This window comes from Roseomonas sp. BN140053 (genome assembly GCF_047690175.1).
Lineage (GTDB): Bacteria > Pseudomonadota > Alphaproteobacteria > Acetobacterales > Acetobacteraceae > Roseomonas.
On record NZ_JBLLEB010000014.1, the window covers coordinates 14569 to 39027 of the forward strand.

General features: G+C 67.5%; 22 protein-coding genes. 6 read left to right on the forward strand and 16 right to left on the reverse strand.

Going from position 1 to position 24459, the window contains the following annotated elements:
• Nucleotides 1-44: 44 nt before the first annotated feature.
• From ACLIBK_RS14145 to ACLIBK_RS14185, 9 genes are all read right to left on the reverse strand, one after another.
• The gene (locus tag ACLIBK_RS14145; protein ID WP_415387917.1) at nucleotides 45-2363 is read right to left on the reverse strand and encodes a hypothetical protein; all 2319 of its coding nucleotides are present in this window, start codon (nucleotides 2361-2363) and stop codon (nucleotides 45-47) included.
• Between the two features lie 45 nt (nucleotides 2364-2408).
• The gene (locus ACLIBK_RS14150; protein WP_415387918.1) at nucleotides 2409-4478 is read right to left on the reverse strand and encodes a hypothetical protein; all 2070 of its coding nucleotides are present in this window, start codon (nucleotides 4476-4478) and stop codon (nucleotides 2409-2411) included.
• Between the two features lie 11 nt (nucleotides 4479-4489).
• Complete coding sequence (locus ACLIBK_RS14155) at nucleotides 4490-4873, reverse strand: hypothetical protein (RefSeq protein ID WP_415387919.1); 384 nt, start codon at nucleotides 4871-4873, stop codon at nucleotides 4490-4492.
• Nucleotides 4874-5120: 247 nt separating this feature from the next.
• Entirely contained in the window at nucleotides 5121-7064 is a 1944-nt protein-coding gene (locus ACLIBK_RS14160) for a hypothetical protein (RefSeq protein ID WP_415387920.1), read from the reverse strand.
• A gap of 4 nt (nucleotides 7065-7068) precedes the next feature.
• Nucleotides 7069-7503, reverse strand: coding sequence for a hypothetical protein (locus tag ACLIBK_RS14165; RefSeq protein ID WP_415387921.1), 435 nt, complete (start codon nucleotides 7501-7503; stop codon nucleotides 7069-7071).
• Nucleotides 7500-8252: a hypothetical protein gene (locus tag ACLIBK_RS14170; RefSeq protein ID WP_415387922.1), complete on the reverse strand. Its 753-nt coding sequence runs from the start codon at nucleotides 8250-8252 to the stop codon at nucleotides 7500-7502. The genes ACLIBK_RS14165 and ACLIBK_RS14170 overlap by 4 nt, the downstream gene beginning before the upstream one ends.
• Nucleotide 8253: 1 nt before the next feature.
• Nucleotides 8254-9129: a hypothetical protein gene (locus ACLIBK_RS14175; protein WP_415387923.1), complete on the reverse strand. Its 876-nt coding sequence runs from the start codon at nucleotides 9127-9129 to the stop codon at nucleotides 8254-8256.
• Between the two features lie 13 nt (nucleotides 9130-9142).
• The gene (locus tag ACLIBK_RS14180; RefSeq protein ID WP_415387924.1) at nucleotides 9143-10900 is read right to left on the reverse strand and encodes a hypothetical protein; all 1758 of its coding nucleotides are present in this window, start codon (nucleotides 10898-10900) and stop codon (nucleotides 9143-9145) included.
• Entirely contained in the window at nucleotides 10897-16182 is a 5286-nt protein-coding gene (locus tag ACLIBK_RS14185) for a transglycosylase SLT domain-containing protein (protein WP_415387925.1), read from the reverse strand. Before ACLIBK_RS14185 ends, ACLIBK_RS14180 begins: the two co-directional genes overlap by 4 nt.
• Nucleotides 16183-16343: 161 nt before the next feature.
• Between ACLIBK_RS14185 and ACLIBK_RS14190 the strand changes: the two genes are divergently transcribed.
• Together ACLIBK_RS14190 and ACLIBK_RS14195 are read left to right on the forward strand one after the other, a co-directional pair.
• Nucleotides 16344-16637, forward strand: a complete 294-nt coding sequence (locus ACLIBK_RS14190) for a type II toxin-antitoxin system HigB family toxin (RefSeq protein WP_415388027.1) — start codon at nucleotides 16344-16346, stop codon at nucleotides 16635-16637.
• A complete protein-coding gene (locus ACLIBK_RS14195; RefSeq protein ID WP_415387926.1) occupies nucleotides 16637-17020 on the forward strand; it encodes a helix-turn-helix domain-containing protein in 384 nt (127 codons plus the stop codon). The genes ACLIBK_RS14190 and ACLIBK_RS14195 overlap by 1 nt, the downstream gene beginning before the upstream one ends.
• 54 nt (nucleotides 17021-17074) lie before the next feature.
• Here the strand turns inward: ACLIBK_RS14195 and ACLIBK_RS14200 are convergent, their stop codons facing one another.
• The 4 genes from ACLIBK_RS14200 to ACLIBK_RS14215 form a co-directional block, all read right to left on the reverse strand.
• A complete protein-coding gene (locus tag ACLIBK_RS14200) occupies nucleotides 17075-17476 on the reverse strand; it encodes a hypothetical protein (protein ID WP_415387927.1) in 402 nt (133 codons plus the stop codon).
• Complete coding sequence (locus ACLIBK_RS14205) at nucleotides 17476-17772, reverse strand: hypothetical protein (RefSeq protein ID WP_415387928.1); 297 nt, start codon at nucleotides 17770-17772, stop codon at nucleotides 17476-17478. Before ACLIBK_RS14205 ends, ACLIBK_RS14200 begins: the two co-directional genes overlap by 1 nt.
• The gene (locus ACLIBK_RS14210) at nucleotides 17772-18392 is read right to left on the reverse strand and encodes an antA/AntB antirepressor family protein (protein ID WP_415387929.1); all 621 of its coding nucleotides are present in this window, start codon (nucleotides 18390-18392) and stop codon (nucleotides 17772-17774) included. The genes ACLIBK_RS14205 and ACLIBK_RS14210 overlap by 1 nt, the downstream gene beginning before the upstream one ends.
• A gap of 114 nt (nucleotides 18393-18506) precedes the next feature.
• Entirely contained in the window at nucleotides 18507-18707 is a 201-nt protein-coding gene (locus tag ACLIBK_RS14215; protein ID WP_415387930.1) for an Arc family DNA-binding protein, read from the reverse strand.
• Nucleotides 18708-18807: 100 nt separating this feature from the next.
• On the opposite strand from ACLIBK_RS14215, the gene ACLIBK_RS14220 reads away from it, so the two are divergent.
• Entirely contained in the window at nucleotides 18808-19335 is a 528-nt protein-coding gene (locus ACLIBK_RS14220) for an Arc family DNA-binding protein (RefSeq protein WP_415387931.1), read from the forward strand.
• 725 nt (nucleotides 19336-20060) lie between these two features.
• Entirely contained in the window at nucleotides 20061-20687 is a 627-nt protein-coding gene (locus ACLIBK_RS14225; RefSeq protein ID WP_415387932.1) for a DUF4145 domain-containing protein, read from the forward strand.
• On the opposite strand, the gene ACLIBK_RS14230 is transcribed toward ACLIBK_RS14225, so the two are convergent.
• Nucleotides 20684-20851 (reverse strand): hypothetical protein, encoded by a 168-nt coding sequence (locus ACLIBK_RS14230; RefSeq protein WP_415387933.1) that lies wholly within the window; start codon nucleotides 20849-20851, stop codon nucleotides 20684-20686. The genes ACLIBK_RS14225 and ACLIBK_RS14230 overlap by 4 nt on opposite strands.
• A 376-nt stretch (nucleotides 20852-21227) precedes the next feature.
• Between ACLIBK_RS14230 and ACLIBK_RS14235 the strand changes: the two genes are divergently transcribed.
• The gene (locus ACLIBK_RS14235; RefSeq protein WP_415387934.1) at nucleotides 21228-21710 is read left to right on the forward strand and encodes a DUF4231 domain-containing protein; all 483 of its coding nucleotides are present in this window, start codon (nucleotides 21228-21230) and stop codon (nucleotides 21708-21710) included.
• 48 nt (nucleotides 21711-21758) lie between these two features.
• Nucleotides 21759-22025 (forward strand): hypothetical protein, encoded by a 267-nt coding sequence (locus ACLIBK_RS14240; protein ID WP_415387935.1) that lies wholly within the window; start codon nucleotides 21759-21761, stop codon nucleotides 22023-22025.
• Between the two features lie 1195 nt (nucleotides 22026-23220).
• Here ACLIBK_RS14240 and ACLIBK_RS14245 read toward each other — a convergent pair.
• On the reverse strand, nucleotides 23221-23985 hold the full coding sequence (locus ACLIBK_RS14245) for a hypothetical protein (RefSeq protein WP_415387936.1): 765 nt from the start codon (nucleotides 23983-23985) through the stop codon (nucleotides 23221-23223).
• A gap of 79 nt (nucleotides 23986-24064) precedes the next feature.
• Nucleotides 24065-24274 (reverse strand): hypothetical protein, encoded by a 210-nt coding sequence (locus ACLIBK_RS14250; protein WP_415387937.1) that lies wholly within the window; start codon nucleotides 24272-24274, stop codon nucleotides 24065-24067.
• Nucleotides 24275-24459 lie beyond the last annotated feature (185 nt).

A 24459-nucleotide genomic window follows, 5' to 3' on the forward strand; every position in this document is an offset into this window, starting at 1 on the left:
CGCGGCGCCGCCACTTGCCCGTGTCGTGCGGCAGCGGCATCCCGCTACCCACCGACATACCCACCGGGCAGCATCACCGCGAAGGCCGGGTTCTCCCCCACCTTGGCGCGGGTGCTGTCGGCAGGACCGGCCGCGACGATGCGCTCGTAGGTCGCACGCGCCCGCCGCGACAGAGCGGCGTCCGGGCCGAGCGTCAGGATGACACTGGCCAGCGAGGCCAGCCCTCCCTGCGGTTCCCCCTTGCTCCAGCCGGCGCCGTTGGAACGCTTCGTGATCTCCATCGCCGCGCCGACCTCAGCGTAGGTCGTGAACAGTTTGCCCTGCCGCGCCGGCAGCGCTGGTTGAGTGCCTTCCGCCTTCTGCGCGGGCAGCCACTCCGCGACCAGCCAGTTCATCGCCGCACCGTCGCGCCAGTTGTAGCCGGGCACGTCGTCGCGATAGGAGCGCACCAGCCAGTCGCCGAGCTGCTCCAGCACGGAGCGGGCGTCGGCACTGCCGCGCTGGGCCGCGAGCGCCACCACCGGGATCAGGTAGTTCTGCTGCCAGGTCGCGACCCCGCCGGAATAGGCCGTGTAGTCCTCCGGGTCCACGAAGCCGCCGATCTCGCCGTGGCGTGCCATCCAGGCCGGCATCTGGTCGAGGATGTTGCGCCAGTTGCGCTCCACCACACCCTGCGCCCAGCGCTGCTCGGGCGAGCCGTCGGCCGAGAGATAGCGCGCCTGTTCCAGCGTGCGGATGCCCCAGGACGCGCTGCGGACCTGCGGCTTGATGAACATCAGCGCCTGCTCGTTCTTGCGCGCCTGGTTCCAGCCGGTGGCGATGTTCCACGACGCCTGCGCATTCAGCGCGTCGAGCAGCCAGGGCTCGCCCGTGAGCAGATAGGGCACCGCGAACAGGTCGGGCTGATGGGCGGCATCGGGGTTCCACCCGGTGGCCGCGTAGTCGGCGTGTTGGGTGAGCCCGGCGGCGAGACGGTCCACCTTCTTGACCATCGCCTGACGCCCATTGGCGGTGATCTGCGGGTAGTTGTCGGTGTTCAGCCAGGTGCCGTTGCGCTCATCCCAGTAGAACCAAGGGATGGAGAACCCGGCCTCGGCCTGCCCCAGGGCGTAGGCGGCGGCGCGCGGGTCCTGGGAGATGACCCAGCGCGCGACGTGGGCGGTGACCAGGCCGATATCGGCGCGCCCGCCGGTGGTCGGCATATAGGGGGCGATGCCGCGCTTGCCCCAGTACGCACCCCAGTCCGGGGCCGCCATCGCCACGGCATAGGCGGCGAGCGCCTTCTCCGGGACGGTCAGCGATACGTCGAACGGGAACACCGCGCCAAGCCGGGCCAGCCGGGCCACATCGTGGCGGATGTGCAGCACCCCGCCCTCGGGGGCGCGCAGGCCCTGGCCGCCGTCGTGCGGCGCCGGGAAGCGGAGCAGCTTGTTCTGGTACTGGGCATGGGCGATGCCGGCGGCCTTGAACAATTCCGCCCCGTCGATCAGCACGCGCAGGTCGTAGGTGACGTTGCTGCCACCGGTCAGCTCCATGGCGCGGTCGTTGTTCACCTGCAGGTCCAGGCCGAACCCGTCGCCGCCCCGGTAGCTGGACAGGTCGGCAACCAGGCGCATGGAGCCGTCGAGCAGCGCGGTGTGACGCGCGGACCGCGCCAGCGCGCCGCGCCGGGGATACCCGGTGGCCGCCAGCGCGCTCAGCACGACGCGCTCCGTGCGCCCGCCGCGGGTCACCTCCACCGCGACTTCGGGGAGAGAGGCGGTGATGGCGGCGCCCTCCTGGGCTGGCACGGCTGCCAGCGCGACCTCCACCGAGGCGCCCGGGGCCAGTTCGGGGCGCGACACCGCCACGCGGGCAAAGCGGGCCGAGCCGTCGGCGTGGGTGTTCTGCACGTCGATCTGCGCCTGGGCTGCCGTGCCGTTCAGGCGCGCGGCGAGGCCGTGGCCGGCGGGGACCTCCCCCGGCGCGAACACGGTGGCGAAGGAGGCGATGCCGGCCGGGAGCGGGCCGGCGCCGACGTTGGACAGGCGGATGGTGGTCAGGTCGCTGCCGGCAGGCGTGGGGGCCGGCGGAGAGATGGGCGTGGGGTCGGGCACCGGGATCGGGACCGGCGCGGGCTCTACGGGCGGCGGCACGGTCTCGGGCACAGGCGCGGGCTCAGGGACCGGCGTCGGCGCGGGGTCCTGCGGCGCCGGCAAAGGCGCCGGGTCGGCCGCAGGCGCCAGCATGGCGTCCAGTGCATCGGCCAGGGCCGTCTGCGCCGCGGCCGAGGCGCGCATCGCGGTGCTGGCGAGCAGCAGCTCGCGCGAGTAGGCAGCCGCCAGGGCGCCGCCACGGGGCGTGGAGGTGGTGGTCTCGGCCATGGTGGCCTCCGGGATGGGTGGTGGCAGAGCGCGAAGTGCCCAGGATCAGGCCGCAACCTCGTAGTCGACGCGGAACTCCAGGCTCAGCGCCGACCCGCTCGCGATGTTGGCGATGGGCAGGTCCGTGCCGCCCGAGGCGCTGCCCTGCATGCGGATGCGCCAGTTGCCGTTCTGCTGCAGCACGAAGGGGCCGACCTTGCCCGTCGGGTAGCTCAGCGACGACGAATGGTAGAGCGGGCTCTTCGGCACGATGCCGCTCATCGCCACCACGGGCACGCCGGTGATCAGCCAGCCGCCGGCCAGCTGCGCCGCCGTGAAGGTCGGCGTGCAGGTCAGGAAGACCTCCACGAACATGCGGTTGCCGTGGCGGTACCACCGGCCGATCTGCGTGGCGTAGGTCACCGCCAGGTCACCCTGGGTGGTCTCCACCGTCAGCGTCGGGGCGAAGCTGCCCGATGTCTCGGCGGCCATGCCCGCGGCTGCCGCGGGGGTGACCGCCGTGCCGCCGATGATCCCCCAACGCGAGTTCGCGATCGGCGCGAAGACCGCCAGCTTGCCGGCCGGGATGGTCATGGTGGCGCCGCCCGAGAACGCCAGCGTACCGTCCGGAAGCCAGAGCCCGCCGGAGGTGCCGGGTGCTACGGTGATGTCCCCGCCCGAGGCGAAGAGCCCGATTTCCACCGCGCCCATGCCGTTCGGGTTGGGCAGCGTGTAGGCACCGGCCGAGCAGGCGTAGACCAGCCGCGCCTGCACCTGGGCGGTGGTGATGGCGCCCGGCGTCAGTGCGGTCCCGGCACCGGGGCTGTAGGCCGCTGCGGCAGAGCTGGAACCGAGCGACACCGTTTCGCAGTACCAGGCGCCGCGAGACACCCAGAGCCGGTACAGCCCCACGCCGAGGCTGAGGTTCGGCACCGCGCCGTCGCCCGTGTTGATGGTCAGCGCACCGTTGTCGGGGAACACCAGGGTGGGCCCGGCGCTGGCGCTCCACACGTGCAGCAGGATGGGCGGCGTGCCGGCGGCCACCGCGCCCAGCGGCAGGTAGACCGTCGGCGCCCCGGCGGCCGAGATGCGCAAGCCCCCGCGCAGGTCATCCAGGCCCAGGTAGGTCGTGTCGCTGGTGGTCAGCGCCATCTCGTGCGAGCGCACATCGGGCGAGCCGTCGCCGGCGGTGGGAATGGGCGGAGCATGGCCAGCTCCGAGGCTCATACGGGCCCAGCCCGCAAAGTTACGGCGACCGATCTCGACCAACGAGGAGCCGTGCGCGTGGGTAGGCCCATTGCTCAGGGAAGGAAGCAACCCCTGGGAGGATACCAGGGCCACCCCGCGATCAGTTCCTGCGGCCAGGGTCCGGAAGAAGTCGTTGCGGGCGTTGCTCGGGATGCCCGCGGGCTGCCGCCCCCAGCCCCACAGCTCCTGCACCGTCATGGTGGTGCCGGCCGTCCAGCCGGGCAGCGCCGCGAACTGCGCGCGCAGGGTGGCAAAGCCCGCGGCATAGAGGTCGCGGGTGTGGTAGCCGGTGGCCGCGCTGGTGCTGTCCGCCTCGCCCTGCGTCCACATCACGTGGTCGATGGTGACCACGCCCGGGTAGCCCTGCGCGGACCACCAGGCCTGCGCTGCCGCCAGGACCTGCAGCAGCCCGGCCCAGTTCTTGGAGGCGGTGCCGCTGCCCACCCAGTTCCCGAGGCTCTCGCCAGGGAACCAGTTCGGCAGGATCAGGATGGGACGGTCTGCCGCGATGCGGCCGGAGCGGCGCAGATGGTTGGCGAAGTGCACCGCGCTGTTGTTGTAGCACTGCGCGGGGTCGGCGCTGGCGCTGCCGCTGGCGCCGTTGTTCAGCGGCGCGGCGCCGAAGGCCGCGGGCACCACGGAAAGGCCGCTGCCCGAGGTCCCGGAGACGATCCGGATCCCGGCCTCGACCGTCTTGTCGCCGTTCGGATCGGCGCCGGCGGCATTGGACTGCCCGGCGCCGACCAGCACGAAGGGCCGGTCCCAGGCGAGCGCGCCAACATCGGCCAGCACGGGCGGCGCGCGGCGCAGCGCCTTGGCGATGCCTTGCGGCAGGCCGAGTTCGTCCAGCACTCCGGAGATGCCCCGGGAGCCAAGAATTCCAGACATGGCGCGGCTCCTCAGCGCGTTACGAGAGCGCCGTCAGGCGACAGGATCAGGAACAGACTGTCGTCGGTGGTGACGAAGGGCTGTGGCGGCGGCAGCGCCCCCGCAGGGATCGACACCACCTCAATCAGGCCGAGATCCACCGCCGCAGCCGGCCCCGTACAGCGTGCCACCACCGACCAGCGCCCAGCCAGGACCGGACACATGGCCGAGGCGTAGGTGCCGACCCCCAGGCGCACCACCGCCTCGGGCGGCGTCACCACCATGATCTCGGTGGGGCTGGTCCAGAAGAAGCGGGGCTCGGTCACGTCGACGGGGGCATTCGCCGCGTCCACGAAGGTCGCGATCCGGGTGACGGACTGCCCCTGGTAGACCCGTGTCACGATCGAAAGGCTCAAGGCGGACACTCCTGGGCGAGGACAGACGAACCAGCCGCGGCTCCTGACGGTCGGCCGGGTCTCGCCGCTAGCCCGGATCGGAAGAGCGAACCGGCCGCGCACGAAGGTCGGCTCGGCAGGCGCCGGCGCCGCGCCGCCCAGCGCCGTCACGGTGGCCATGGTGGCTCTCCAAGCGGAAGTGCCCCGCGATGGCAGGGCTGGTGGCACGGATGCGAAAGGGTGAGGGCGGAGCGCCCCCGCTAAGCGGTCAGGCGGCGCCGGAGATGTTGTAGGGCGCGCCGGAGAGGACGATGTTGCTCTTGCCCGACCAGATCCGGGCATGCTCGTAGGTGTACGACCAGCCGTCCTCGATCCCGCCGTTGTTCACGAGATTGGCGATAATCTGCGGGTTGAACTTCGGCCCGGCCTCGTTGCTGAGGATCAGGTGGCTGTTGACGATGGGCTCGGTGACATACTTCTTCACGCAGACCACCACGCCATCGATGCGCAGGATCAGGAGGTCATCGGTGCGCCACTCCACCGAGTAGGTGTGCATGGCCGCGCTGTTGTCATAGTTCAGGATGAAGCCACCCTTGCCGGTGGTATCCTTCGTCGCGATGCCGCTGCTGGTGGCGTAGGGCTCGGCCATTTGGTGGTAATTCGGCTGGCCGCTCGGGGCATATCCCGGGGTCATGAACCAGTAGCGGAAGCGGCTGTCCTCGCCGTCCCAACCGAAGTTGTCGAAGATGTCGACTTCGAAGAACGGCTTACCCGCGGCACCCGCATTGTAGCCGTCCTGATAGCGCACGGTCGGGTAGTCGGTCGGATTGCTGACCGGCTCCTGCTCGCCCGGCACGAACCAGCCAGCCGGCCAGTTCCCAGCCGCAACCGGGAACCGCGCTCGCAACTCGATGATGCTGCCTTTGGTGAACTTGGTGAGGAAGCGCACGCAGGCAGCTTCGAGTTCGCCGCCGTCACCCACATTCGCCCAGTTCTTGCCCGTGCCGCGAGCCTTCAGCTTTAAGCCCTGGGAGGTGAAGACGTGCAGGTTGCGGGGGTCGTTCTCGGGAAACTCGCGATACCGAGCGCGATAATTGCCGTAGTTCCCATCTCGGCCATCCGCGAAGGGGCCACTGAGGTCCCCGAAGATGCCCAGGAACTCGGTGCGCGCCTCCAGCTTGGCGCGCGTGTCCATCGTGCCGCCGGGCGTGAACACCGCGTTGAGCTTGTTGGTCAGGCCGCCCGTGCCGGCAGTGACGCCCAGCGGCAGCACGGAGGCGGTCGGATCGGTCGTGCCGGTCGGGTGGCGCGCGGTCTGCACGTAGGGCGCGAGGATGTCGTAGTTCACCGCCAGCGTGGAGAAATCGCCGTTCACCACGGGCGGGTTCGGGGTCGTGTCCACCGCTTCCGGCCCGGGCGGGGCATAGCCGGCCGTGCCCTGCGCATACACCGCCAGGCGCTGTTGCTTCGTGGGCATCACGTAGAGGGGGGCGGTGCGGACCTCGATGGTGGCGTTGTAGCTCGGGTGCCCCAGGGTGAGGGTCACGGGCGAGACGAGATTGCGCGTCTCGTAGCCGAACTCGTCGCTTGGGTTGAAGAACTGCGGGCCGAAATAGGCCTGCGTGGCCGAGACGAAGATGGCGATCCGGCGGGTCTGCCCGACCACGTAGTCCGGGCCAACGCCGTCCTGGTAATTGTCGTGGCCGGTGCTCACGAAGCCGATGAGGTCGTGCCCGTTGCCGTTGTTATTGGCCCAGACGTTGAGCCGGCCGCCGTCGGTCTGCTCGAAGTGGACCCGCACCTGCTCCGAGACGTTCTGGACCGTGCCGGTAATGGTTTCGTTGATCAGGATGGCCATGCCAACCGCGCCGGTGGGCATCCAGTTGGTGACCGCGACGGGGGTGGTGACCTGGGTGCCGGTGCGGGAGGCGATGAGTTGCCAGCCGCTGGGCTGCGGCGCGGTGCCACCACCATCCTGCATCGACGCAATCGCCGTCTCGGCCGCTGCCAGCCTGGCTGCGAGACCGCTTTGCGCGCTGGTGAGCGTGGCAATGCTGGCCAGCGCCCCGGCGAGGTCCGTTTGCAGCGCCAGGCCTGCGCGGAGCTTCGCCACAAGGCTGCGCTTGGTGATGCCGCCCTGCACGATGGGCAGCAGGTCGGCATCCCCAGCCGTCGCCGCCTCCGGCAGGTCGCTGATCTTCACATCGGCCATGCCGCTACTCCAAAATCTCGTCGGCCCGCGCACGGCTCAGCAGCTCGCGCGCCACCAGGGCGTCCATGCCGGCGGCGAGGTCGGGGTGATCGAGCTCCACCACCGAGGAGGCCGCGAGGTCGTCCAGGAACACCTGCAGGGTCGGATCGTCGGCTTCCAGCGCGCGGGATGCCGCCAGCGTTACCGCGCCGCGCTCGGCGGGCGTGAAGCGCAGCCGGAACTCGCGGGGGCTGATGGTGCGCACCGGGGATGCGATGCTCGGCGGGTCCGTGCCGACGCTGTCCAGGGCGGCGTCCAGCGCGGCCTGCTCCACGCCCTCGACGTAGAGCTGGCCACCCTCGTAGCGCAGCCGCTGCGTCCCGCCGGCAGCTGCCGCGATGGCCGGAAGGTCGGCTTCCGGCGGGGCGGTGACCGACGCCCAGCCCAGGTGGTCGCTCATCCCCGGATGCGCTCCAAGGTCAGGTTGCCCACGAAGGCGAGCGCCGCACCGCGGTCGTGAAACGCTGTCACGGAAATGACCTCGCCTACGACCAGCTGAAGCGGCCGCGTCAGAACCGGCAGCCAGCCCGTGCCCAACGAGGCCGGGGTCTCGCCCAGCAGAACCGCGTCAGGGGTGCCGTTCGTGGTGCGAAAGACTTTCACCCGCCGCACCGTGCCGGCGGTGGCTGGGTCAAAGTTGCAGACCAGCGTCACCCTGTGCCAGCCGGTGCCGCCGGCCGGGACGGTGACGGCGGTATAGGGCGCAGCGCCATTCACGCCGCCCAGGGTGTTGAAGGGCGCGTTGTTCCAGGAGACCGTCGTCTCGACGCCGGTCGGGATGCTCTGCGCCACGGTGAGGTTGAGCTGCGTGAGCAGCGGCTCGGGCAGGACCGCGTTGCGCAGCTTGCCGTCCGGACCGGCGACCAGGTCCGAGTAGATGTCCACCTGCCCCGTGAAGTTCACCCGGTTGCCAGGCCCCGCGGAGCCGTCGATCACCGTTTCGCGGGTGAAGGTGTTGGGCGATCCGGCGGTGACATATCCGCTGCCGACCTCCCACAGGCCATCGGCACCACGCATGACGTAGTCCTCGCGTGCGCCCGCGCCGGCGCCGACGAGCCAGGGGCGGTAGCCTGTGGGCGCGCCGGCAAGGGCGATGGCGGTGCTGTTTCCCGGGCTGTTCGCCGTCTCCAGGACGAGGTTGCGGGGCATGCTACAGGCGCTCCTCGATGGTGGCGCGCCAGCTGCGGCGCTCCATCGTCTGAAAGGGGAAGGCCACATCGGCGGTGGGTGTGAGCTGGCCGAACACGGCTTCTCGGTTGCGGTCCGGGCTGTCCGGGTCGGGCACGAACAGCACGTTCCTCCCACGCCGGGCGTAGCCGTCGAGGTCCATCACCAACGGCCAGACCTCGCTCGGGCCGAGCGAGGCGAACTCGACGGCCCAGCGCCGCGCCATCCACTGCAACTCCGTGAAGGAGGAGCCGCCGCGGCTGCGTACCGTGCTACCTGCCTGGTTGCGGCCCAGCGTGGTACCCCAGCCAATGTTGCGTCGTGGCTGCACCAGCAGACCAGCATAGGCCAGCGGCACGTTGAGGAACCCGTCGGGGTTGCCTGTATCGGCAATGTCGCAGCGGCAGTACCGGCCGCGCAGTGCCGTGGCCATAGTCCCGCCCGCCTCGGTCACGATGACCGAGCCGTCCTCCGTCAGCAGGCCCAGGCTCGCCGGAACCTGCGTGACCAGCTGCAGCGGCGCTACGGTGAGAGATTGGCCGATGCCCCGCGCCACGCCTGCCGGCTGCACGCCGGTATCCCAATTCCACGTCGCAAAGGTCGGATCGTTGCCGACGCGCCACCGCACCGTGGCCGAAGGCGTTAGATTGGTTCGGGCCAGCAGGAATGCCTGCCAGCCATTATCGGCGCTGTCCGTCTCGATGCGAAACCAGCCGGAAGTTCCCACCGTCTGCCAGCCCATCGAAGCCGACCCGTGGTCGTTCTGCAGATTGCCGACCCCCAGGCCGCTCACCTCGGAACTGGCCGTGAGCCGGCCCGTCCGGCTGCGGTCGGTCCAGCCCAGCCCCGCGATCGCCATGCGTGCTCGTCTCCTAGGCCCGCGGTTCCAGCAGGACGGTGAACTGTCCGGTGGGTTCTCCGGCACGCATCTTGTCGCCCACCACTTGGCCGAGGCGCCCGCCGTCGAGGTCCCCCAGCGGGTAGGCGATCACCACCGCCTCACCCAGCTCGTGGCGCAGCGCCATGCCCGCCGGCAGGGTCACGTCGTAGGCTTCCACCGGCCGGCGCTGGCACCACAGGTCCCGCAGGGAAGCCGCCAGCGCACCGGCGCCGTCGAAGCGGGTCAGAGCCGTCTGCACCAGTGGCGGCTGGCTCGGCCGGCGCCACCCCAGCAGCACGTCCGTGGATGAGGCGCTCGCCTGCCGCCATTCCTGCGCCAAGTCGGCTGCCAGCGTGGTGTTCTGCACGTCCGGGTCCAGGCCGGTGTTCTGCACCGTGAAGTTTCGCCCCCAGCCCACCTGCCAAGCGGCCGGTGGTGGCCAGAGGGGTGCCGGCAGCGGCCGCGGCACCACGCTGATGATCTCCGTCGCCGTATAGGTGGCCACCGGCCGGGCGCCGGCGGGCAGGCGGGCCAGGGGGAGCGCCCGCAACCGGCCGGTGCGGGTCGGCGCCATGCGCGCGCCCACCGAGGCCAGCAGCAGCGCCACGGCCTGGGCACCATCGGTTTCCTCGGTCCAGCACCAGCCGGCCGGGAAGGCGAAGGCGGCGTCAAGGCCGAGGAAGGAGGCCTCGTCCAGGAATGCCGCCGGCAGCTGCATCTCCTCCAGCAGCAGGAACCGGGCGATCGCCGCGGCGGTGCTCGCCATGCCGCCGAGGGGGAAGGCGCCGGTGCAGTCTACCGTGATCGGGCCGGCCGGCTTGGAGCGGAGCTGGAAGCAGCCACGGGCGTTGCAGGTGCGGTACTGCCCCAGCGGCGGCTGCCCGGTCAGCAGGTCGGACACATCGCCAGATAGCGTGATGTTGGTGGGGTCGCCCGCCTCGTAGAGGGCCGCGACCGTGATCGGGCCGTCGCTGACCTGGTAGATCTGCCGCACCGGGTCGATCAGCCGTGGCGTGACCTGGCGCACCGGCGCGCCGGGAGCTCCACCCCGGACCTTGGGCTTGAGCTGCCCGGCCATATCGGCGGTGCCCTCGTAGTCGCCGGTGCCGGCGTAGCGGGCCATCTGCAGCGGGCGCTCGATCCAGTAGCCGGCATCGCGCAGCGGCACCTGCAACTGCTCTTCGGTCAGGCTCCAGGGCTGCGCGATGCCGGCGAACACCTCGCGCATCTCGGCATAGGGTGGGTCGAGCCAGATTTCGCGCACCGGATCCAGCGTGCGGCGCCCGGCCAGGACGCGCGCCCGGCGACCGTCGGCGTTGAAGCCCCGCGCCACGCCATCCCAGCGCCGCTCGGCGTTGATCAGGGTGGCCGTGCCCCAGGCGAAGCTCTGCGCCGCCTCCGCCGGGGCCAGCCCCAGTTCGCGATCCACCTGGAAGCCGCTGTCCAACAGAGGCGGATAGACCACCACCCCCGGGGCATCCGCGGCGCGGGTCCGGTAGCCCACGTCCGAGGCGCGCAGGGTGGTGGTCACCTCGCGCGACGCGAGCCGCCGGGCGAGTGCGCCCATGGGCCGAGCCGCCATGCCGCGGTTCTCCGCCACCGCAGCAGTGCCGGGCTGCAGCGCCTCGATTTCCACCGCGAAGAACAGGGGGCCTTCTTCCGGCCCGGCCACGCCGACCGGGCGGCCGGTCGGGTCGCGACGGAGACGGGCGCCGAGGGGGGCGGAGCCGAGGGGGCGAAGGGCGGTCATGCCACGTTGCGCACCGGCCGGTTACCTGCCTGCATCAACACCGCCTCCAGCTTCGCGATCCGGTCCACGAGCTTGGTGAAGCCGTCCGTGAGGGTGGTGTTGAGGGTGTCGGTCTGTGCCCTGGTCTCGGTCGCCATGAAGGAGGCCGTCAGGGTGTCGGGGCTGACCTTCCCCACCTCGCCCAGTGCGGAAACGACCCGCTGGAAGTCGGCCGCGTAGGCCGCGCCCGATCCGTTCACCGCCCGCGAGGCAGCCAGGAAGCTCTCGCTGTAGCCCTGCAGCTTGGACAGGCTGTTGTAGTCGCCGGCCATGGCCGCGCCGGAGACGGCGTTGAACTGGCCCACCGTCAGGTCGTACTGGTCCCGGGCCGACAGGGGCGAGGCGTCGGAGGTCTGCAAGCTCTGGGCGTAGTCCGCCAGGGACGAGATGACGCCGGTCACCGCCTGCGCGGCGCGGTCCTGCTGTGCCTTCTGTTCCGCCGCCAGCTGGGCACCGCCCTGCTTCGCCACGACCAGCCGTTCTGCCGCCAGCGTTTCCTCCAGCAGCACGAGGTCGGCGGCCCCGTCATTCGCCGCCTGCCAGCGCTCCAGCGCCGCGCGCCGGTCGAACTGCTCCAACTGCACCGCGGGATCGTCGCTGCCGTAGAGCGCGTTCTGCAAGCGATCCACCAGCGAGTAACGGCTGCTGGTGGCGCTGATCTGCTGGGCCGCAGCATCGCGCGCCGCCTGAAGCAGTCGGGCGTTGGCGTCCCGCTCGATCTGCAAGCGCTCCTCCGCCTGCGCGCGGGACAGCAGCGTCAGGTCGGTGATGCCGTCCACCTGCGCCTGCTGCCATTCCAGGGCAGCCTTGCGCTCGTAGGCCCAGGCCATCTGGTCCGGCTGGTCGCCGAAGCCGCTGGCCTGCTGGATGCGATCCCATAGGCCGTTGTCGTTGGTGACCCGAGCCATCGACAGTTGGCGCTGCATGGCGGCCGTCTCGGCGTCGAGGGCACCCTGCCGCTTTGCGATGGTCTCGGCGCTTTCGTCCGCGGAGAGCCCCATCTGCCGCAGTTGCTCGGTGAGGTTCTTGATGTCGGCCGTCACCGCCTCGCTGCGGTACTGCAGGGCGATGGTCGTGGAGGAGGCGCCGCCGGCCGCCAGGACCCGGTCGCGGTCGGTGTTCTGGATGCCGATGATCGCGTCCAGGCGCTGGTCGAGGAGCTTGGTTACCGCCTCGGACTGGCGGTCGGCCAGCTTGTCGATGCTCAAGCCCAGCCGGGACGCTTCCTCGATGGCTGCAGCGTAGGGCGCCCGGGTGGCGTCCAGGGCCTGGGCGAACTGCGTGGTGGTAGAGGCGGCCTCCTCCGCCGTCTTGCTCAGCTGCTTGTAGGCGCCCTCGTAGAAGTCGAGGTTCTTCTGCAACTCGTTCAGGTCGTCACCGCTGCGGTCCAGGATGGCCTTGTAGTCGCCGGTCGCCTGCTCGCGGGCGAGGCCCACGATCCGCTGCATGACGTATTTGGCCATCTCCTCGTAGGCGGCCTTCTCGTCGCCGTCCTTGACCTCGAATTCCTTCTTTTCGGTTCCGAACTTGGCATAGATGCCGTCCCGGTCGCCGAACCCGACGCTGAACTGGCCGCCGATGTTCATCCCGCCCAGCTTGGTGCCGAGCTGGTCCGCGAAGTCGGAGAAGGCCTTGGAGGCGGCCGCTGCCTGGGCGCGGTTCTCCTCGGAGAGCTTCTTGCCCGTGGCCCCGCCGGCCACGAACTGCGTCGCGCCGTTCTCGCCGCCGTTCAGGTCCACCCAGGAGTTGCCCTCGCGGTTGGAGGGTTTCTGCCCGGGCAGCAGGGCGCCGATGATGGTCAGGACAGCTGCGGCAATCCAGCCGTAGACCGGCACGGCCATGCCGGCCAAAGCGGCGGCGCTGAGGCCTGCCGTGGCGGCGCCGCCGGCGGCCGAAGTGTAGCCGCCCGGGCCGCCGCGTTGAAGGCCGCTGTAGACCCCGTAGGCACCGCCCGCGATGCCCAGGGCACCAGCCGCGGCGGCGCCGTAGGTGAGCCCACCAGTCGCCCCCGCCGAGGCCGCGGTTCCTGCGTTGGAAAGCCCGCCTGGGACCGCAGCCACGCCCGCCTGAGAAGCGGTGGCCCCGCCTGCGTAGCCGAAACCGTTTGCCGCCGCCGAGGAGGCGCCGATGCCCGACACCGCGCTGTAGCCGGCGATCGGGGTGTTGAGGAAGCTGTCGGCGAAGCCGATGCCCGTGTTGAACGACTTGGCCCCGCTGATGTAATCGCCGGGGTTCATGCCGCTGAGCCGGTTATAGGCACTGTAGGCGGTGCTGGCCTGCTGGGCGTTGCCGGCGGCGCCCGAGCCGCCGCCAGCAACACCTCCCTGCTCGCCACCCGCCACCGTCGCAATCCCGCCCAGCGTGGCGCGGTCGCCGCCGAAGGTGGCGTTGAGGAACGGGTTGATCGCCGCCAGGCGCAACGCCTGCTGAATGATCTCGCTCAGCACCGCCTTGGCGACGTTGCGAAAGTCGATCGCTTTCAGGCTGCCGTTGGCGAAGGCTTGCGTGATTGCGTCGCCGATGCGGTCGAAGGCCTGTTCGCCGATGTTGGCCAGGGCGTTCCAGCTGTTCGTCAGCTGGCGGTTCTCGCTCCGCAAGTCAGCACCGGCGGCGGCAGCGGCGCGCATCCGGTCGGCCACGTCAGTGCCGTCGGCGCCTGCCTTGTCGATCTGCCGCTGTGCTTGCGCCACAGCCAGGGCGCGTTCGCGTTCCGCCGTGGAAGCCGAGATCAGGCTGGTTTCCAGCTGGAGCTGCTTGTTCGCGGCCTCCATATCCTGCACGGAACCAACGAGGGAGGCAGCGCCGGCCTGGGCCTGCTGGTCCTTGTAGGCCTGCGTGAGCTGCGCGACGGTGGCCGTGTAGTTCGCCCCCGTCCGCTCCGCGTAGTTCACCGCCTCTGCCTGCGCCTTGGTGGCGATTTCAGCGTCACGTTGAGCGGCGATGCCTCGCAGGCCCGCCTCGTTTCGCGCCTGCTGAGCATCAGTGTCGCGGTTGAGATGTGCCACCGTCTCGGAAAGCGCGAGGTTCAGCTTTGTTTGCGCGTCAGCGCGTGCCTGAGTGAGGTTCGGCGAGCGACCTTCCGCCTGCGCGGCCCGCGCTTCCTCAAGCTCCGCCTGGCGCAGGGTCCGCGACGCCCCCTCAGCCAAGGTCATCACGTCGACATAGTCTTGGAACTGCTCGCGGCGGCGCTGCTCTGGCGACTTCAATGCTTCGTAAGAGGCCAGCTGCTGACGAAGCAGCCCATTCAGACGCTCCTGACTATCGAGGTCGAGATTAGGGACCGCGAGCGCTGCGCGGGTCTGCGCGATTTGCTCACTAATCTTTCGGGTCTGATCGGAGACAACGTTGGCGGCACGCGCCCGCTCGTCCGCAATTCCTAGTGTCTCGGCACGCGACGCGAGAACACCGCCCGACGCTACGACCTGACCATTCTGGGTGCGATCGGGCGCCACCCGGCGAATGTAGTCCCAGGTCTCCTGCGGCAAGCTGCCACGACCGGCCATGTAGTTGTCTACCCGGCGCGGACCGGCATTGTAGGCAGCGGCAGCGAGGCTCTGATCGCCGCCATACCGCTCCAGCAGCTGAGCCAGAAGGCGGATGCCACCAGCGATGTTTTGGGCGGCATCGTTGGCGTCGATCCCGAGAGCCGCCGCCGTGGCCGGCATGATTTGCATCGTGCCGAGAGCGCCAGCCGAAGAAGTCAGCGTCCGACCGCTGCTGTCGATCTGCCGGAAGTTGCTTTCCTGCCCGGCGACAGCGAGCGCAAAATCGCGCGGGACGTTGTGCTGAGCTGCATCGTACTCCACCCGAGCCCGTATCTCGGCGGCGGAAGCAGTGTTTACCAGCGGGCCGCTGTTGGAGGATGCGACGTTGGCCTGCACCCGCCCGAGGCCGTTCAGCAGCGCGGCCGGGCCGCTGTCGGTGGAGAGCAGGAAGCGGCCGATGGCACTCTCGCCGAAGGCGCGGCCGAGGCTGTCGATCTGGCCGATCAGCCTCGCGATGCCATCCACCGCGGCGGCGATGCCGTTCACCAACTCGGTGCCGATACCGGCAATCAGTGGGCGGATGCCGTTCCACACTCGCGTCACAGCAGCGTCGAGGTCGCTCAGCGCCCGCTGGAACGGCGTCTGCGCGTCCCGGGCGTTGCCAGCGGCGCGGGAGAGCGCATCCATCAGCAGCGCGCTGGCCTCGGCGCGCCGCCCCAGGTTGTCCAGGCTCTCGATGCTGCGCAGCGTGCGCTCGTCTAGGGTGCGCAGGTCCTGCGCGGCGAGTTGACGGGCCGCCTCGCCCGGCCGACGCAAACCGGCGGCCATCTTCTCGGCGGCCTGGGGGACGGTAACCCCCATCATGGCGGCAACGTCGCCTGCCACGGTCTGAAGGCGCCGAAGGTCCTGCTGGGTGCCACTGTAGGTGCTGACGCCGCCCAGGATCGCACCTGCCTCGCGCGCATCGGCCGTCGAGAGCCCGGTGCTGCCGGCGAGCGCCCGCGCATTGCTCTCGATCGACTGAGTGAGCGCGGCATAGTCAGCCCGGGTCGCCTTGAGCCGGGTGGACAGGGCCGCCATGGCCCGCTCCTGGCTCTCGCCCGCCGTGACAGCCAGGAGCAGCGACGCAGCGAAGCCAGCGGCCAGGAGGCGCGTCGGCGTCAGGACCTGGCCGAGGATGGAGATGGCCTTGCTGACGCCGCCAAGGGCGTCCACGGCCTGTGGGCCCTGCTGGAGCAAAGGCGTGAACAGGCCACCGCCGGAACCGACCTGGACAGCGAAATCCACGGCCTGGGCGGTTAGGTTGCGGATCTGATAGCCGGCCAAGCCGAAGGCGTTGGTGGCCTTCACTACGGCGGCGCTCTGCTCCTCCATCCCCTTGGTCACGTCGGACCCGGCGCTGCGCAGGGCGGCGTAACGGCTCTGTGCCGTCGCCGCTTTCTCGCTCAGCGCACCCAGCGCACGGGTCGCAGCTGCGGCCTTGTCCCCTCCGGCCGCGAGGTCGTCAGCGAGGGCCTTTCGGGCGGAGGTAAGGTCCCGCTCAGCCTTGGCGGCGCGGTTGGCGGCCTGCGTGACGAGGTCATTCTGGCCGACCCACGAGCGGGCACTGCGCTCAGATCGGGTAACCCGCTCCTCGACAGCCTCGGTGGCACTGGCCAGCTTGGCCATGGCCGCGGTGGCGGCGTTGGCGCCAGCCGATATTGCGTCATCGAAGCGGGCCACGAACGCAGCTTCGGTGACCTGGGAGACGGTCGCCATGGTCTACGCCTCCTCTCGGTTGGGGTGGGGCCGGCTCAGGAGGGCAGACAGGGCTTCAGCGGCCATGCGGTCCTCCTCGGCTCAGGGTGTCTGTGCGAGGTAGTTCCCGAATAGGGAACATTTCTGTTCCCTGATTGGGAACGGCATGCTACAAGGTGCCCATGCAGATCATCGCCAAGCGGACGTTGCGGGAGTTCTGGGAAACCCACCCGCAGGCTGAGGGTCCGCTTCGCGCTTGGTATGCCCTGGTGGACAAGGCCACCTGGACCGGCCCGGCCGACGTGAAAGCCATGTTCCGCAGCGCCGACTTCGTGGCCGACAACCGCGTGATCTTCGACATCGGCGGGAACAAGTACCGCTTGGTGGTCATGGTCGCGTACCGCTTCCAGCGCGTGCTGGTGAAGTTCATCGGCACCCACGCCGAGTACGACCGCATCAACCCGGAGACCGTCTAATGGACATCCGCCCCATCAAGACCGAAGCCGACTACGATTGGGCGCTCAAGGAGATCGAGCGCTACTTCGCAGAGGAGCCTGAGCCCGGCACCCCCGAGGGTGACCGCTTCGACGTTCTGGCCGCCCTTATCGAGAGCTACGAGGCGAAGCGCTGGCCGATCGAAGCCGCCGACCCCGTGGATGCTATCAAGTTCCGCATGGAGCAGGCCGGCTACGACCAGTCCGCCCTGGCTCGTCTGCTCGGCTCCCGCTCCCGCGCCTCCGAACTCCTCAGCCGCAAGCGCCCGTTGAGCATGGAGCAGGCTTGGAGGCTCGCGAACGAGTGGCACATCCCGGCGGAAGTTCTGCTGCGGCCGTATCACCTTGGGGGCGAGACGGCCTGATAACGGAAAGGGCGCCCGGAGGCGCCCTTCCTTACTCAGCGATGGTGGTTCGGCTCAGGCCTGACAGAACACTGAAGCGTCGGTGATCCGGCCCACGGCTCCGACCTGCCCCACCACGGCCGCCGCGAACTCCGCGGCGCTCATGACGACCCGGCTATACGGATGATCCGGATTGTCCTTCTTCACCAGAATGCCCTGACGGCCCACAGACTGGCACCGCCACACGTCGGCGGCGCCCCTCTCCTCCCGCAGGGTGTAGCAGCCATCCCACCGGAAGCTCTCGACGGAGGTGACCACCACGAGGTCACCCTGGCGAATGAACGGCGCCATGCTGTCGTCCGCCGCCCGAAGCGTGCGCGTCTCGGGCCAGATCAGCGGCGGGGCGGCGTTCGCCATAGCGACCGGCACCATCGCAACCGCCCCGGTCAGGGCGGCGCGGCGGGACAGGGCGGGCATCAGTGCGCGTCCTCCCTGGCGGAAGCCGGCATCTCTCCAGTCAGAATGTAGCGTGCCAGCTTCTCCGCATCAGCGATGAGGCCGTCCGCGCGCAGGCCGGCGACGATACTGGTCGAGCTGGTCGCGATGAGACCGAACACCAGCTTCGCCCGCAGCTTGTCCGGCTGTGGCACAGGCGGCAGCGTCGGCTCCTTCGAGGGCTCCGTTGTCTTCGGCGGCGCGCTAGCCGCCTGCAGCGCACACGGCACAATGCCGTCCGGCCGCTGATGGGACTGAAGCTTCGGGTCCGGGGCCATCAGGCGTTCCCCCCACCCTGGTTCACCGAGATCAGGATGGAACTCCCCTGCCCGCCAGCGCGACGCTGCAACTCCATCTCGAACTGCTCTCGCACGCCCAGGAGGTAGTGGGGCGGGATCGGAAGGCCGCAGTTCCAGGCCGCCCAGCGCATCAGAGCGGGGCCACCCATCTGGCGGTAAAGCTTCACATCCTGCTGACGGCAGGTCCGCTCATCCTTCGGCAGCGAGAGCCACGCAGCCCAAGCCGGGTCCTGTGCGATGGCGCTGGGTAGAGGGTCCACCACCGCCTGCGCTGGCGGAATGATCGCCTCGCCGTGGACACGCCGCTCACACTCGATGAAGTACTCTCGGACCTCGAAGCCTTTCTCGGTGTTAGCCATCATGGCAACGTGCTTCGCCGCGTCGAGGGTGAACCAGTAGGTCGCCTCGGGGCGGCCGCGCCCCGAATTAATCCCCTCCAGGGGACTGACCTCACCTCGATAGTCGCGATCCGGGTGAAGCCTCAGACGATTGATCTGCTGCTTCGCCCAGTCTGTGAAGCGCTTCCGCACCCCCAGGGCGCTGTGAAGGTCTCGGGCGTCCACCGTCTGGACGCGGGCTCCCCCGATCACCTGTTCCATCACGGGGACAAGGCCCCTATGTTCCGCTGAACTCATGTCGAAGATCCCTTTCGATGTGAGGCCCAACACCGCGGTGAGACACGGTGTGGGCAGAGTGTGGAAGTCGGCGGCGGGCTACGCCCGCGAAGCTTGCCCTGCCGCCGACTGACCGCCCGTTTCGGGGCGGGTAGCTTGAGCGTCCTGCTCCCGCTCTCGTTCAAGGCGGGCGACAACCTCCTGATTGACGCTTCGGAAATTTCGAGCCGCCTGCCCCGCGATCCACTCTTGAAGATGGGGCGGGACCCGAAGCTGTAGTCGGTGACGGTCCTGCTGCATGGCCTCCTCTTCTGACAGCCGTTTGCTGTCATTCGGACGCTACATCGACAGCAGGGCTCACACAATAGAAATCGACAGCAATGTGACGTAGGTCTGCTGCATGAGCGAGAGCGACGACCGCCAACACCGAGTTACGTTTCGCCTCCCACGAGAGCTGCATGAACGCTTGCTCGGCCAAGCTTCAGTGGAAGCCAGAACACTCAATGCTGAGGTAGTGGCGCGACTAGAGGCTTCCTTTGCCCCCGGAGAGATGATCGAGATCCAACGAACCCTAATAATGACGCAGCAAAACGGCCTTTTGTATCTGGCCGGCCACCTCATTGAGGCGACGCAAACGCTAGAACGCTTGATGACTAACCCAGAAGATCTACGAAAGTGGCGGCTCGTTAAGCAACTCGCAGAGCAGGAGATCAGAAACTTCGAAGATCGTATGTCGCGTCTCATCAGCCACAGTGAGGATCGCGAGCCGTCTGACCAAGTGCGAATGAAGCTGGGGCAGCCTGCCGAAGCTGACGCTCCACCGCCGCCTAAGCCTCCCGGCTCTCCTGACCCAGCAGTCACCCCAAAGAAACCGGGACCCCGAATTTTGCTTCGCAAGGACGGCAAGCCCTTTCGAAGCGAACGCTAGCGCCTCGCACACAACCTTCACTCGCAGTAGCGTCTCGTCTCCGGGATGGAGGCGAAGGTGCGAAAACTGTTGAGCGTCACTGTGGTGTGCGTCGCCGTTGTAGCGTGCGCGCCCCAAGCACAGCCGCCTCTGTACGTTATGACTGCGGAGCAAGTGGCGGCACTTCGGGCGGAAACTGACGCGCGTCGTCAGCGAGAGGCAGAGGCGGCAGAGCGGGCGAATACCCCCGAAGAGCGCGCCCGTCGGGAGCGGGAAGCCGCCAAAGCGGCCCGTGAGAACGAACTGCTAGAGCGAGCCCTCACTGGATCGCCCGATTACACCGCTGCCGTGCGTCGCGCCGCCGTGGCCAACATCGAGGCGGAGATGCCTCCACCCGCCCCGGGGCGCCGAACGACCGCGACGCGGAGGCCCACCGAGGAACAGATCGGGGCGGAGGAGGCCCGGCTTTCCCAAGCTGTGGAGACCCGACGTAGAGGGCAACTGGCCAACCAAGCGCGCGAGGGGCAGCGGCAGCGAGACGTTCAGGCTGAGGCCATGTGCCGCGCGCAGGGGGCGCAGATTGAGGCGGCCTATTATAATCCTCGGTCGATCCTGAACCTGGAAGCTTCCGTCGCTGGTGCGCAAGCACGTCAGAACTGCATCAACGCTTACATACAGAGCAGGCCGGCACTCTAGCCCGCCCCTAGCCCACCCCACCCTGCTACGCCCTATCGCAAGGACGATCCATGCCGGCCACCTTCAGCGCGCACTGCCCATTTTGCGGGACTGAAGCCTCCGGCTTCAACGTTGTCGCGGCGAAGCAGAAGGAGAAAGGCCACAACATCTTCAATGCCCTAATGGTTTGCGGAAACTGTGATGCAGGAGTGGTTGCGCTAGTTCAGGGCGCAAGCATTTTGAATTGGATAGGCGCTAACAGCCACAAGAGTGATGCTCGGCTCGTTCGGTATTGGCCTGAGCCGGAAGAGCCCAGTTTGCCAAAGTTTTTACCAGAAAATGTGAAGCGCGCTTTCGCGCAAGCCCAAGACAATATTCTGCGCCGTCACTGGGAAGCCGCCGGCATCATGTTCAGAAAATCTCTCGAAAACGGCCTTAAACTCCTTCACCCTGAAGGGAAAGGCACCCTTCAGAGGAGGATTGAAAACCTACCGATTGAGACTGGCGTAACACCAACGATGCGCGAGTGGGCCGATGAAATTCGGTCCCTTGGCAACGACGCCGCACACGAGGAAACAGAGTTCACCGAAGCCGAGGCCAAAGCCCTCCAAGCCTTCACCGAAGTGTTCCTGACCTACGCCTTCACCCTGCCTGGCCAACTGAAAGCCCGCAAAGCCGAGCAGCCCCCGCCCACCTAGTCCGCCAGCAGCCTAGCGAGCGCCCTGGCCCCCTCCACGGTGAGCTGCGCGCTGGCCAGCACGTCACCATCGCGCAGCAGCCGCAACGTCTTACCCTCAGCCGTCCTGACCACCTCGATGCGGGTCATTTCCGCCCGCCAGCAGGTCAGGCCATTCTCTCCCACGAACCAACGATGAGGTGCGAGTGCTGTGGTCTCAGCTTCGGACATTCGGAAGGCCCTTCAGGAGTTGCCCGAGTGGGCGGAATTGCTGCGTTTGCGGAGCCGCGTCGCGGAACTGGAAGCGAAGGTTGCTACCCTCGAAGGGCGGAAGTCGCCACCAGATCACTGCCCGCTATGCGGCTCGCCAATGCGGGTGATTGAGGTCAAAGATGACCCGACATTCGGCATCTTCGGAACCAAGGTCCACACTATCGTTTGCGAGCGATGCGGTCACCGAGACACCCGGCAGGTCGAGACGCATCGCCCCTAGCCTAACCCACCCGACCCCGCCTCCCTCAGACGGCGCTATCAGGCACAACCAGACGAAGGAAACTTAACGATGGCTGTAGCTCCGGAAGCGAAACCGATGGGGGAAGCTGAGGTTCTCGCATTCGTAGATGATTATATAAATTTCTTTGACAAGGCAGCATCAAAGCACCGAAAGACAGATACTATCCTGCGACTTGCTCTAATTATCTTGAGCGCTATCGTGCCGGCATTAACGGCTAGTTCTTTGCCAGGCAAGTGGACTGCGGTCACAACCATCGTTGCAACGGCTGTCGCCATCCTTACCACCTGCGACAGTTATTTTCGGCCGGCCTCAGTGTGGCGTCATAACAGGAGCGCGTTTCTGCGACTTCGGGCTCTTCGCAGGCGTTATTTCCGCGGCAAAGCCAAGGAAATACCCGAAGAAGAATATTCTTTAGCTGCATTCTATAAAGATGCAGAGACCTTAATCACAACAGAAATGCTGGCTTACTCGGACCTTAGAGGACTGCAATCGCAGCCAGTCGCATCGGCGACAAAGAATAACTCACCTTGAGCCGACCTCCGCCCCTAGCCCCAGCCCCCCTACCCCGGAGCCCGCCCGATGTCCGAATGGTCTCAGCAGACCCAGCAGCTCGTGGCGCTGACCTCCTACCTGGGCGTCCTGACCGGCACGCTGCAGGAAAGAGGCGTCCTGTCGGCCGGCGACATCGAGCAGGTTTTCCATCTCGCCAACAGCCTGCTTCCCGAGGAAGCCAGGGAGCACGGTTCGTACATTCTGGAGGTGGTCCAGAGGGGGTATCCCTCCGCCGGCGGCAACGGTTCGGCAGACCAACCTGGGTCGAATGTCGCTGCGTTCCCGCCGGGCTAGTTGACCGCCCCTAACCGACCCCGCCACCCCTCCAGCAAGCGAGCACCACGTGACCATCCCCAGACCTCTGGCCTACTGGCTGCTGCTGCTCACGGCACTCGCCCTCGCTGTTTACGCCGGAATGCAGTTCTACGCCGCAGCGCCAGCCGGGCTGGTACAGTCGATCCGCGAAGGCTCTGCCGCCTGGCGCGAGTGGAACATCCCCTCTCTGGTGGCGGGCATTTATGCAGCTGCCACCGCCGCAGCTCTGTTCGGGCTCATGGCGGTCCTTGATCTTCTGCTGGACCTTCGGGCCATAGGTCTGAGTGCCGGAACTGACCAACCTTCCAGGCCGGCCAACCTAACTCGTCGCGCCGCTTCAGCGGCCCCTTACGAAGTCACCACTCCCAGCGCCGAGCCTGTCCAGCGTCGAGATCCAACTCTTCCCCGAGAGCGGCCGGCACCGAGGCCGGAAGCGTGGGACGAATAATGGCGCACCTCGGTCCCTAACCCACCCCACTGCACCCGCGCCTCAGACCAGCACCACGATGAGCCACGGGTAGCGCGACACCGTTTCGGGTTGCATTGACAGCCACGCAGCACAACTAATTTCAAAGGAACAGGGAACAGAGCGAGAGTGCCAGGATGCCGTCGCCGGTCAGCAGCACGCTCGGCGAACCATCGCGCCCCGATGCTCTCCCTCAAAGCTGCACGCCCGCTGAGCAGAAAGCTGAACCCGCCGGGTCCTTAACCCGGGGTCTTGCTTACGCGCTGCCTATCTCGGTGCTGCTGTGGGTCATGATCGGCGCTGTCATCTGGTGGGTATTCTGAGCAGGGCAGGCTTTCCCGTCCCACTCCGCTGCGACTAACCACCACGCCCCTAACCCGCCCCGGGGCGCCGAACGAGCGCGACACGGAGGCCCACCGAGGAACAGATCGCGGCGGAGGAGGCTCGGCTCTCCCAAGCTGTGGAGACCCGGCGCAGAGGGCAGTTGGCCAACCAAGCGCGCGAGGGGCAGCGGCAACGAGACGTGCAGGCTGAGGCCATGTGCCGCGCGCAGGGAGCGCAGATCGAGGCGGCCTACTATAATCCTCGGTCGATCCTAAACCTGGAAGCTTCCGTCGCCGGTGCGCAAGCGCGTCAGAACTGCATCAACGCTTACCTACAGAGCAGGCCGGCGCCTTAACTCTCCGCCCGGTATTCCCTGTCCTTGTATCAAGCGGACACTGGTTGAACTTCTCGAAAGATCAGGATCGGTGTCATTCCGTACGCGTGAAATGGCCGGCCAAGCGAACGCAAATTTGGCGATATCAACAAGAGATCCCTAATTTGCGGGCCGCCAAGCAGGCCATACTCGGTAATCGCATCAGGCTGCGGAGCCTCAGCTTCGAAGGGCGTCTCGTGTTCGGGAAGAGCATCCAAAATGCCCAGCATTGCCCAAGTGCCAGCCACTCGAAGCCCATGTGACAGAGCAAGATCTGTAGCGCTCGTTACCAGAGCCTCGCTCCGCAACGGCGCCCACACAACTTGTCTGTCAACTGTAATAACTCGCGCCTGAGTTCCGTAGGGCAGTTGGGATACTATCTTAAAAACCACCTCGGCGTTTCGCTGCGGGTCGTCTCCAGCCGCCTCCGCCGGCGTTGAAGCGAGGGTGCTTTTAATGAAATTTTCACGCACTTCCGGTATCGCGTACAAAGTTTTGACCAGCGCCATATCAGCTACAATTAGCTGACCTGTGACCAGAACTACATCGCCGATTTTTGCGTCAATCAGACCTCTGCGCATAAACCCTTTGTCAGTTAAAAATTCTAGTAATGTGAGCGCATTTGCCCAAAGCGGATCATAAACCCGCTCAGCACTTTCCCTCTCCTCAGACCCCTCGACGTCCTCGAAACCTCCAGAGCCGGAGATAACCTTGACCGAAAATTTGCCGCCACCGGTACGCTTGTTTCCTGTGGTGGTGGCATTACTCCGCATCATCTTAGCCTGCTGAAGAACGCCTTCGTCAGAGAACTGTGCGAGAAACGAACCTACGCGCCTCGCGTCGTGATAGAGAAAATCATAAGCGGAAACGGCCCTTGAGGGGCCTTGAGCCTCCTCTGATCCACTCACGACTTTCCTCCACACGCTTCGCGTGCTGCTCGCGGGCAGCCTTGGATCGGTCGTGCGCTTCCCGCAATGCGGCCGGCACCTCGGCGAGGACGTCCAGCAGTTCTTCCTGGATCGTTTGAGGCACCTTCTTGCCGGAGCGAGGCTTGGTGTCGGCCATGGCTCCCCCTGTCTGTCGCGCGCACTATGGTGACGCCTCCGTTGACCAGCAAGTTAACTCGATGCTGCTGGTTTTGAGACGCCTAGGCAAGGAACGACCCTATGCCGCCAGCCTTAACTCCCTGGGCACAGGCCGCCCGGCCCTGCTTCTTATGACCCGCCCACCTAACCCTCCCGCACCATCGC

Excerpts from the sequence above, each read along its gene's own strand:
- ACLIBK_RS14220 (WP_415387931.1), top strand. The coding sequence starts at position 18,808 with ATGAGCGAGAGCGACGACCGCCAACACCGAGTTACGTTTCGCCTCCCA.
- ACLIBK_RS14180 (WP_415387924.1), bottom strand. The coding sequence starts at position 10,900 with ATGACCGCCCTTCGCCCCCTCGGCTCCGCCCCCCTCGGCGCCCGTCTC.
- ACLIBK_RS14240 (WP_415387935.1), top strand. The coding sequence starts at position 21,759 with ATGTCCGAATGGTCTCAGCAGACCCAGCAGCTCGTGGCGCTGACCTCC.
- ACLIBK_RS14165 (WP_415387921.1), bottom strand. The coding sequence starts at position 7,503 with ATGAGCGACCACCTGGGCTGGGCGTCGGTCACCGCCCCGCCGGAAGCC.
- ACLIBK_RS14245 (WP_415387936.1), bottom strand. The coding sequence starts at position 23,985 with ATGATGCGGAGTAATGCCACCACCACAGGAAACAAGCGTACCGGTGGC.
- ACLIBK_RS14175 (WP_415387923.1), bottom strand. The coding sequence starts at position 9,129 with ATGGCGATCGCGGGGCTGGGCTGGACCGACCGCAGCCGGACGGGCCGG.
- ACLIBK_RS14170 (WP_415387922.1), bottom strand. The coding sequence starts at position 8,252 with ATGCCCCGCAACCTCGTCCTGGAGACGGCGAACAGCCCGGGAAACAGC.
- ACLIBK_RS14145 (WP_415387917.1), bottom strand. The coding sequence starts at position 2,363 with ATGGCCGAGACCACCACCTCCACGCCCCGTGGCGGCGCCCTGGCGGCT.
- ACLIBK_RS14185 (WP_415387925.1), bottom strand. The coding sequence starts at position 16,182 with ATGGCGACCGTCTCCCAGGTCACCGAAGCTGCGTTCGTGGCCCGCTTC.
- ACLIBK_RS14235 (WP_415387934.1), top strand. The coding sequence starts at position 21,228 with ATGGCTGTAGCTCCGGAAGCGAAACCGATGGGGGAAGCTGAGGTTCTC.
- ACLIBK_RS14210 (WP_415387929.1), bottom strand. The coding sequence starts at position 18,392 with ATGGAACAGGTGATCGGGGGAGCCCGCGTCCAGACGGTGGACGCCCGA.
- ACLIBK_RS14200 (WP_415387927.1), bottom strand. The coding sequence starts at position 17,476 with ATGCCCGCCCTGTCCCGCCGCGCCGCCCTGACCGGGGCGGTTGCGATG.
- ACLIBK_RS14150 (WP_415387918.1), bottom strand. The coding sequence starts at position 4,478 with ATGTCTGGAATTCTTGGCTCCCGGGGCATCTCCGGAGTGCTGGACGAA.
- ACLIBK_RS14205 (WP_415387928.1), bottom strand. The coding sequence starts at position 17,772 with ATGGCCCCGGACCCGAAGCTTCAGTCCCATCAGCGGCCGGACGGCATT.
- ACLIBK_RS14190 (WP_415388027.1), top strand. The coding sequence starts at position 16,344 with ATGCAGATCATCGCCAAGCGGACGTTGCGGGAGTTCTGGGAAACCCAC.
- ACLIBK_RS14160 (WP_415387920.1), bottom strand. The coding sequence starts at position 7,064 with ATGGCCGATGTGAAGATCAGCGACCTGCCGGAGGCGGCGACGGCTGGG.
- ACLIBK_RS14215 (WP_415387930.1), bottom strand. The coding sequence starts at position 18,707 with ATGCAGCAGGACCGTCACCGACTACAGCTTCGGGTCCCGCCCCATCTT.
- ACLIBK_RS14195 (WP_415387926.1), top strand. The coding sequence starts at position 16,637 with ATGGACATCCGCCCCATCAAGACCGAAGCCGACTACGATTGGGCGCTC.
- ACLIBK_RS14225 (WP_415387932.1), top strand. The coding sequence starts at position 20,061 with ATGCCGGCCACCTTCAGCGCGCACTGCCCATTTTGCGGGACTGAAGCC.
- ACLIBK_RS14250 (WP_415387937.1), bottom strand. The coding sequence starts at position 24,274 with ATGGCCGACACCAAGCCTCGCTCCGGCAAGAAGGTGCCTCAAACGATC.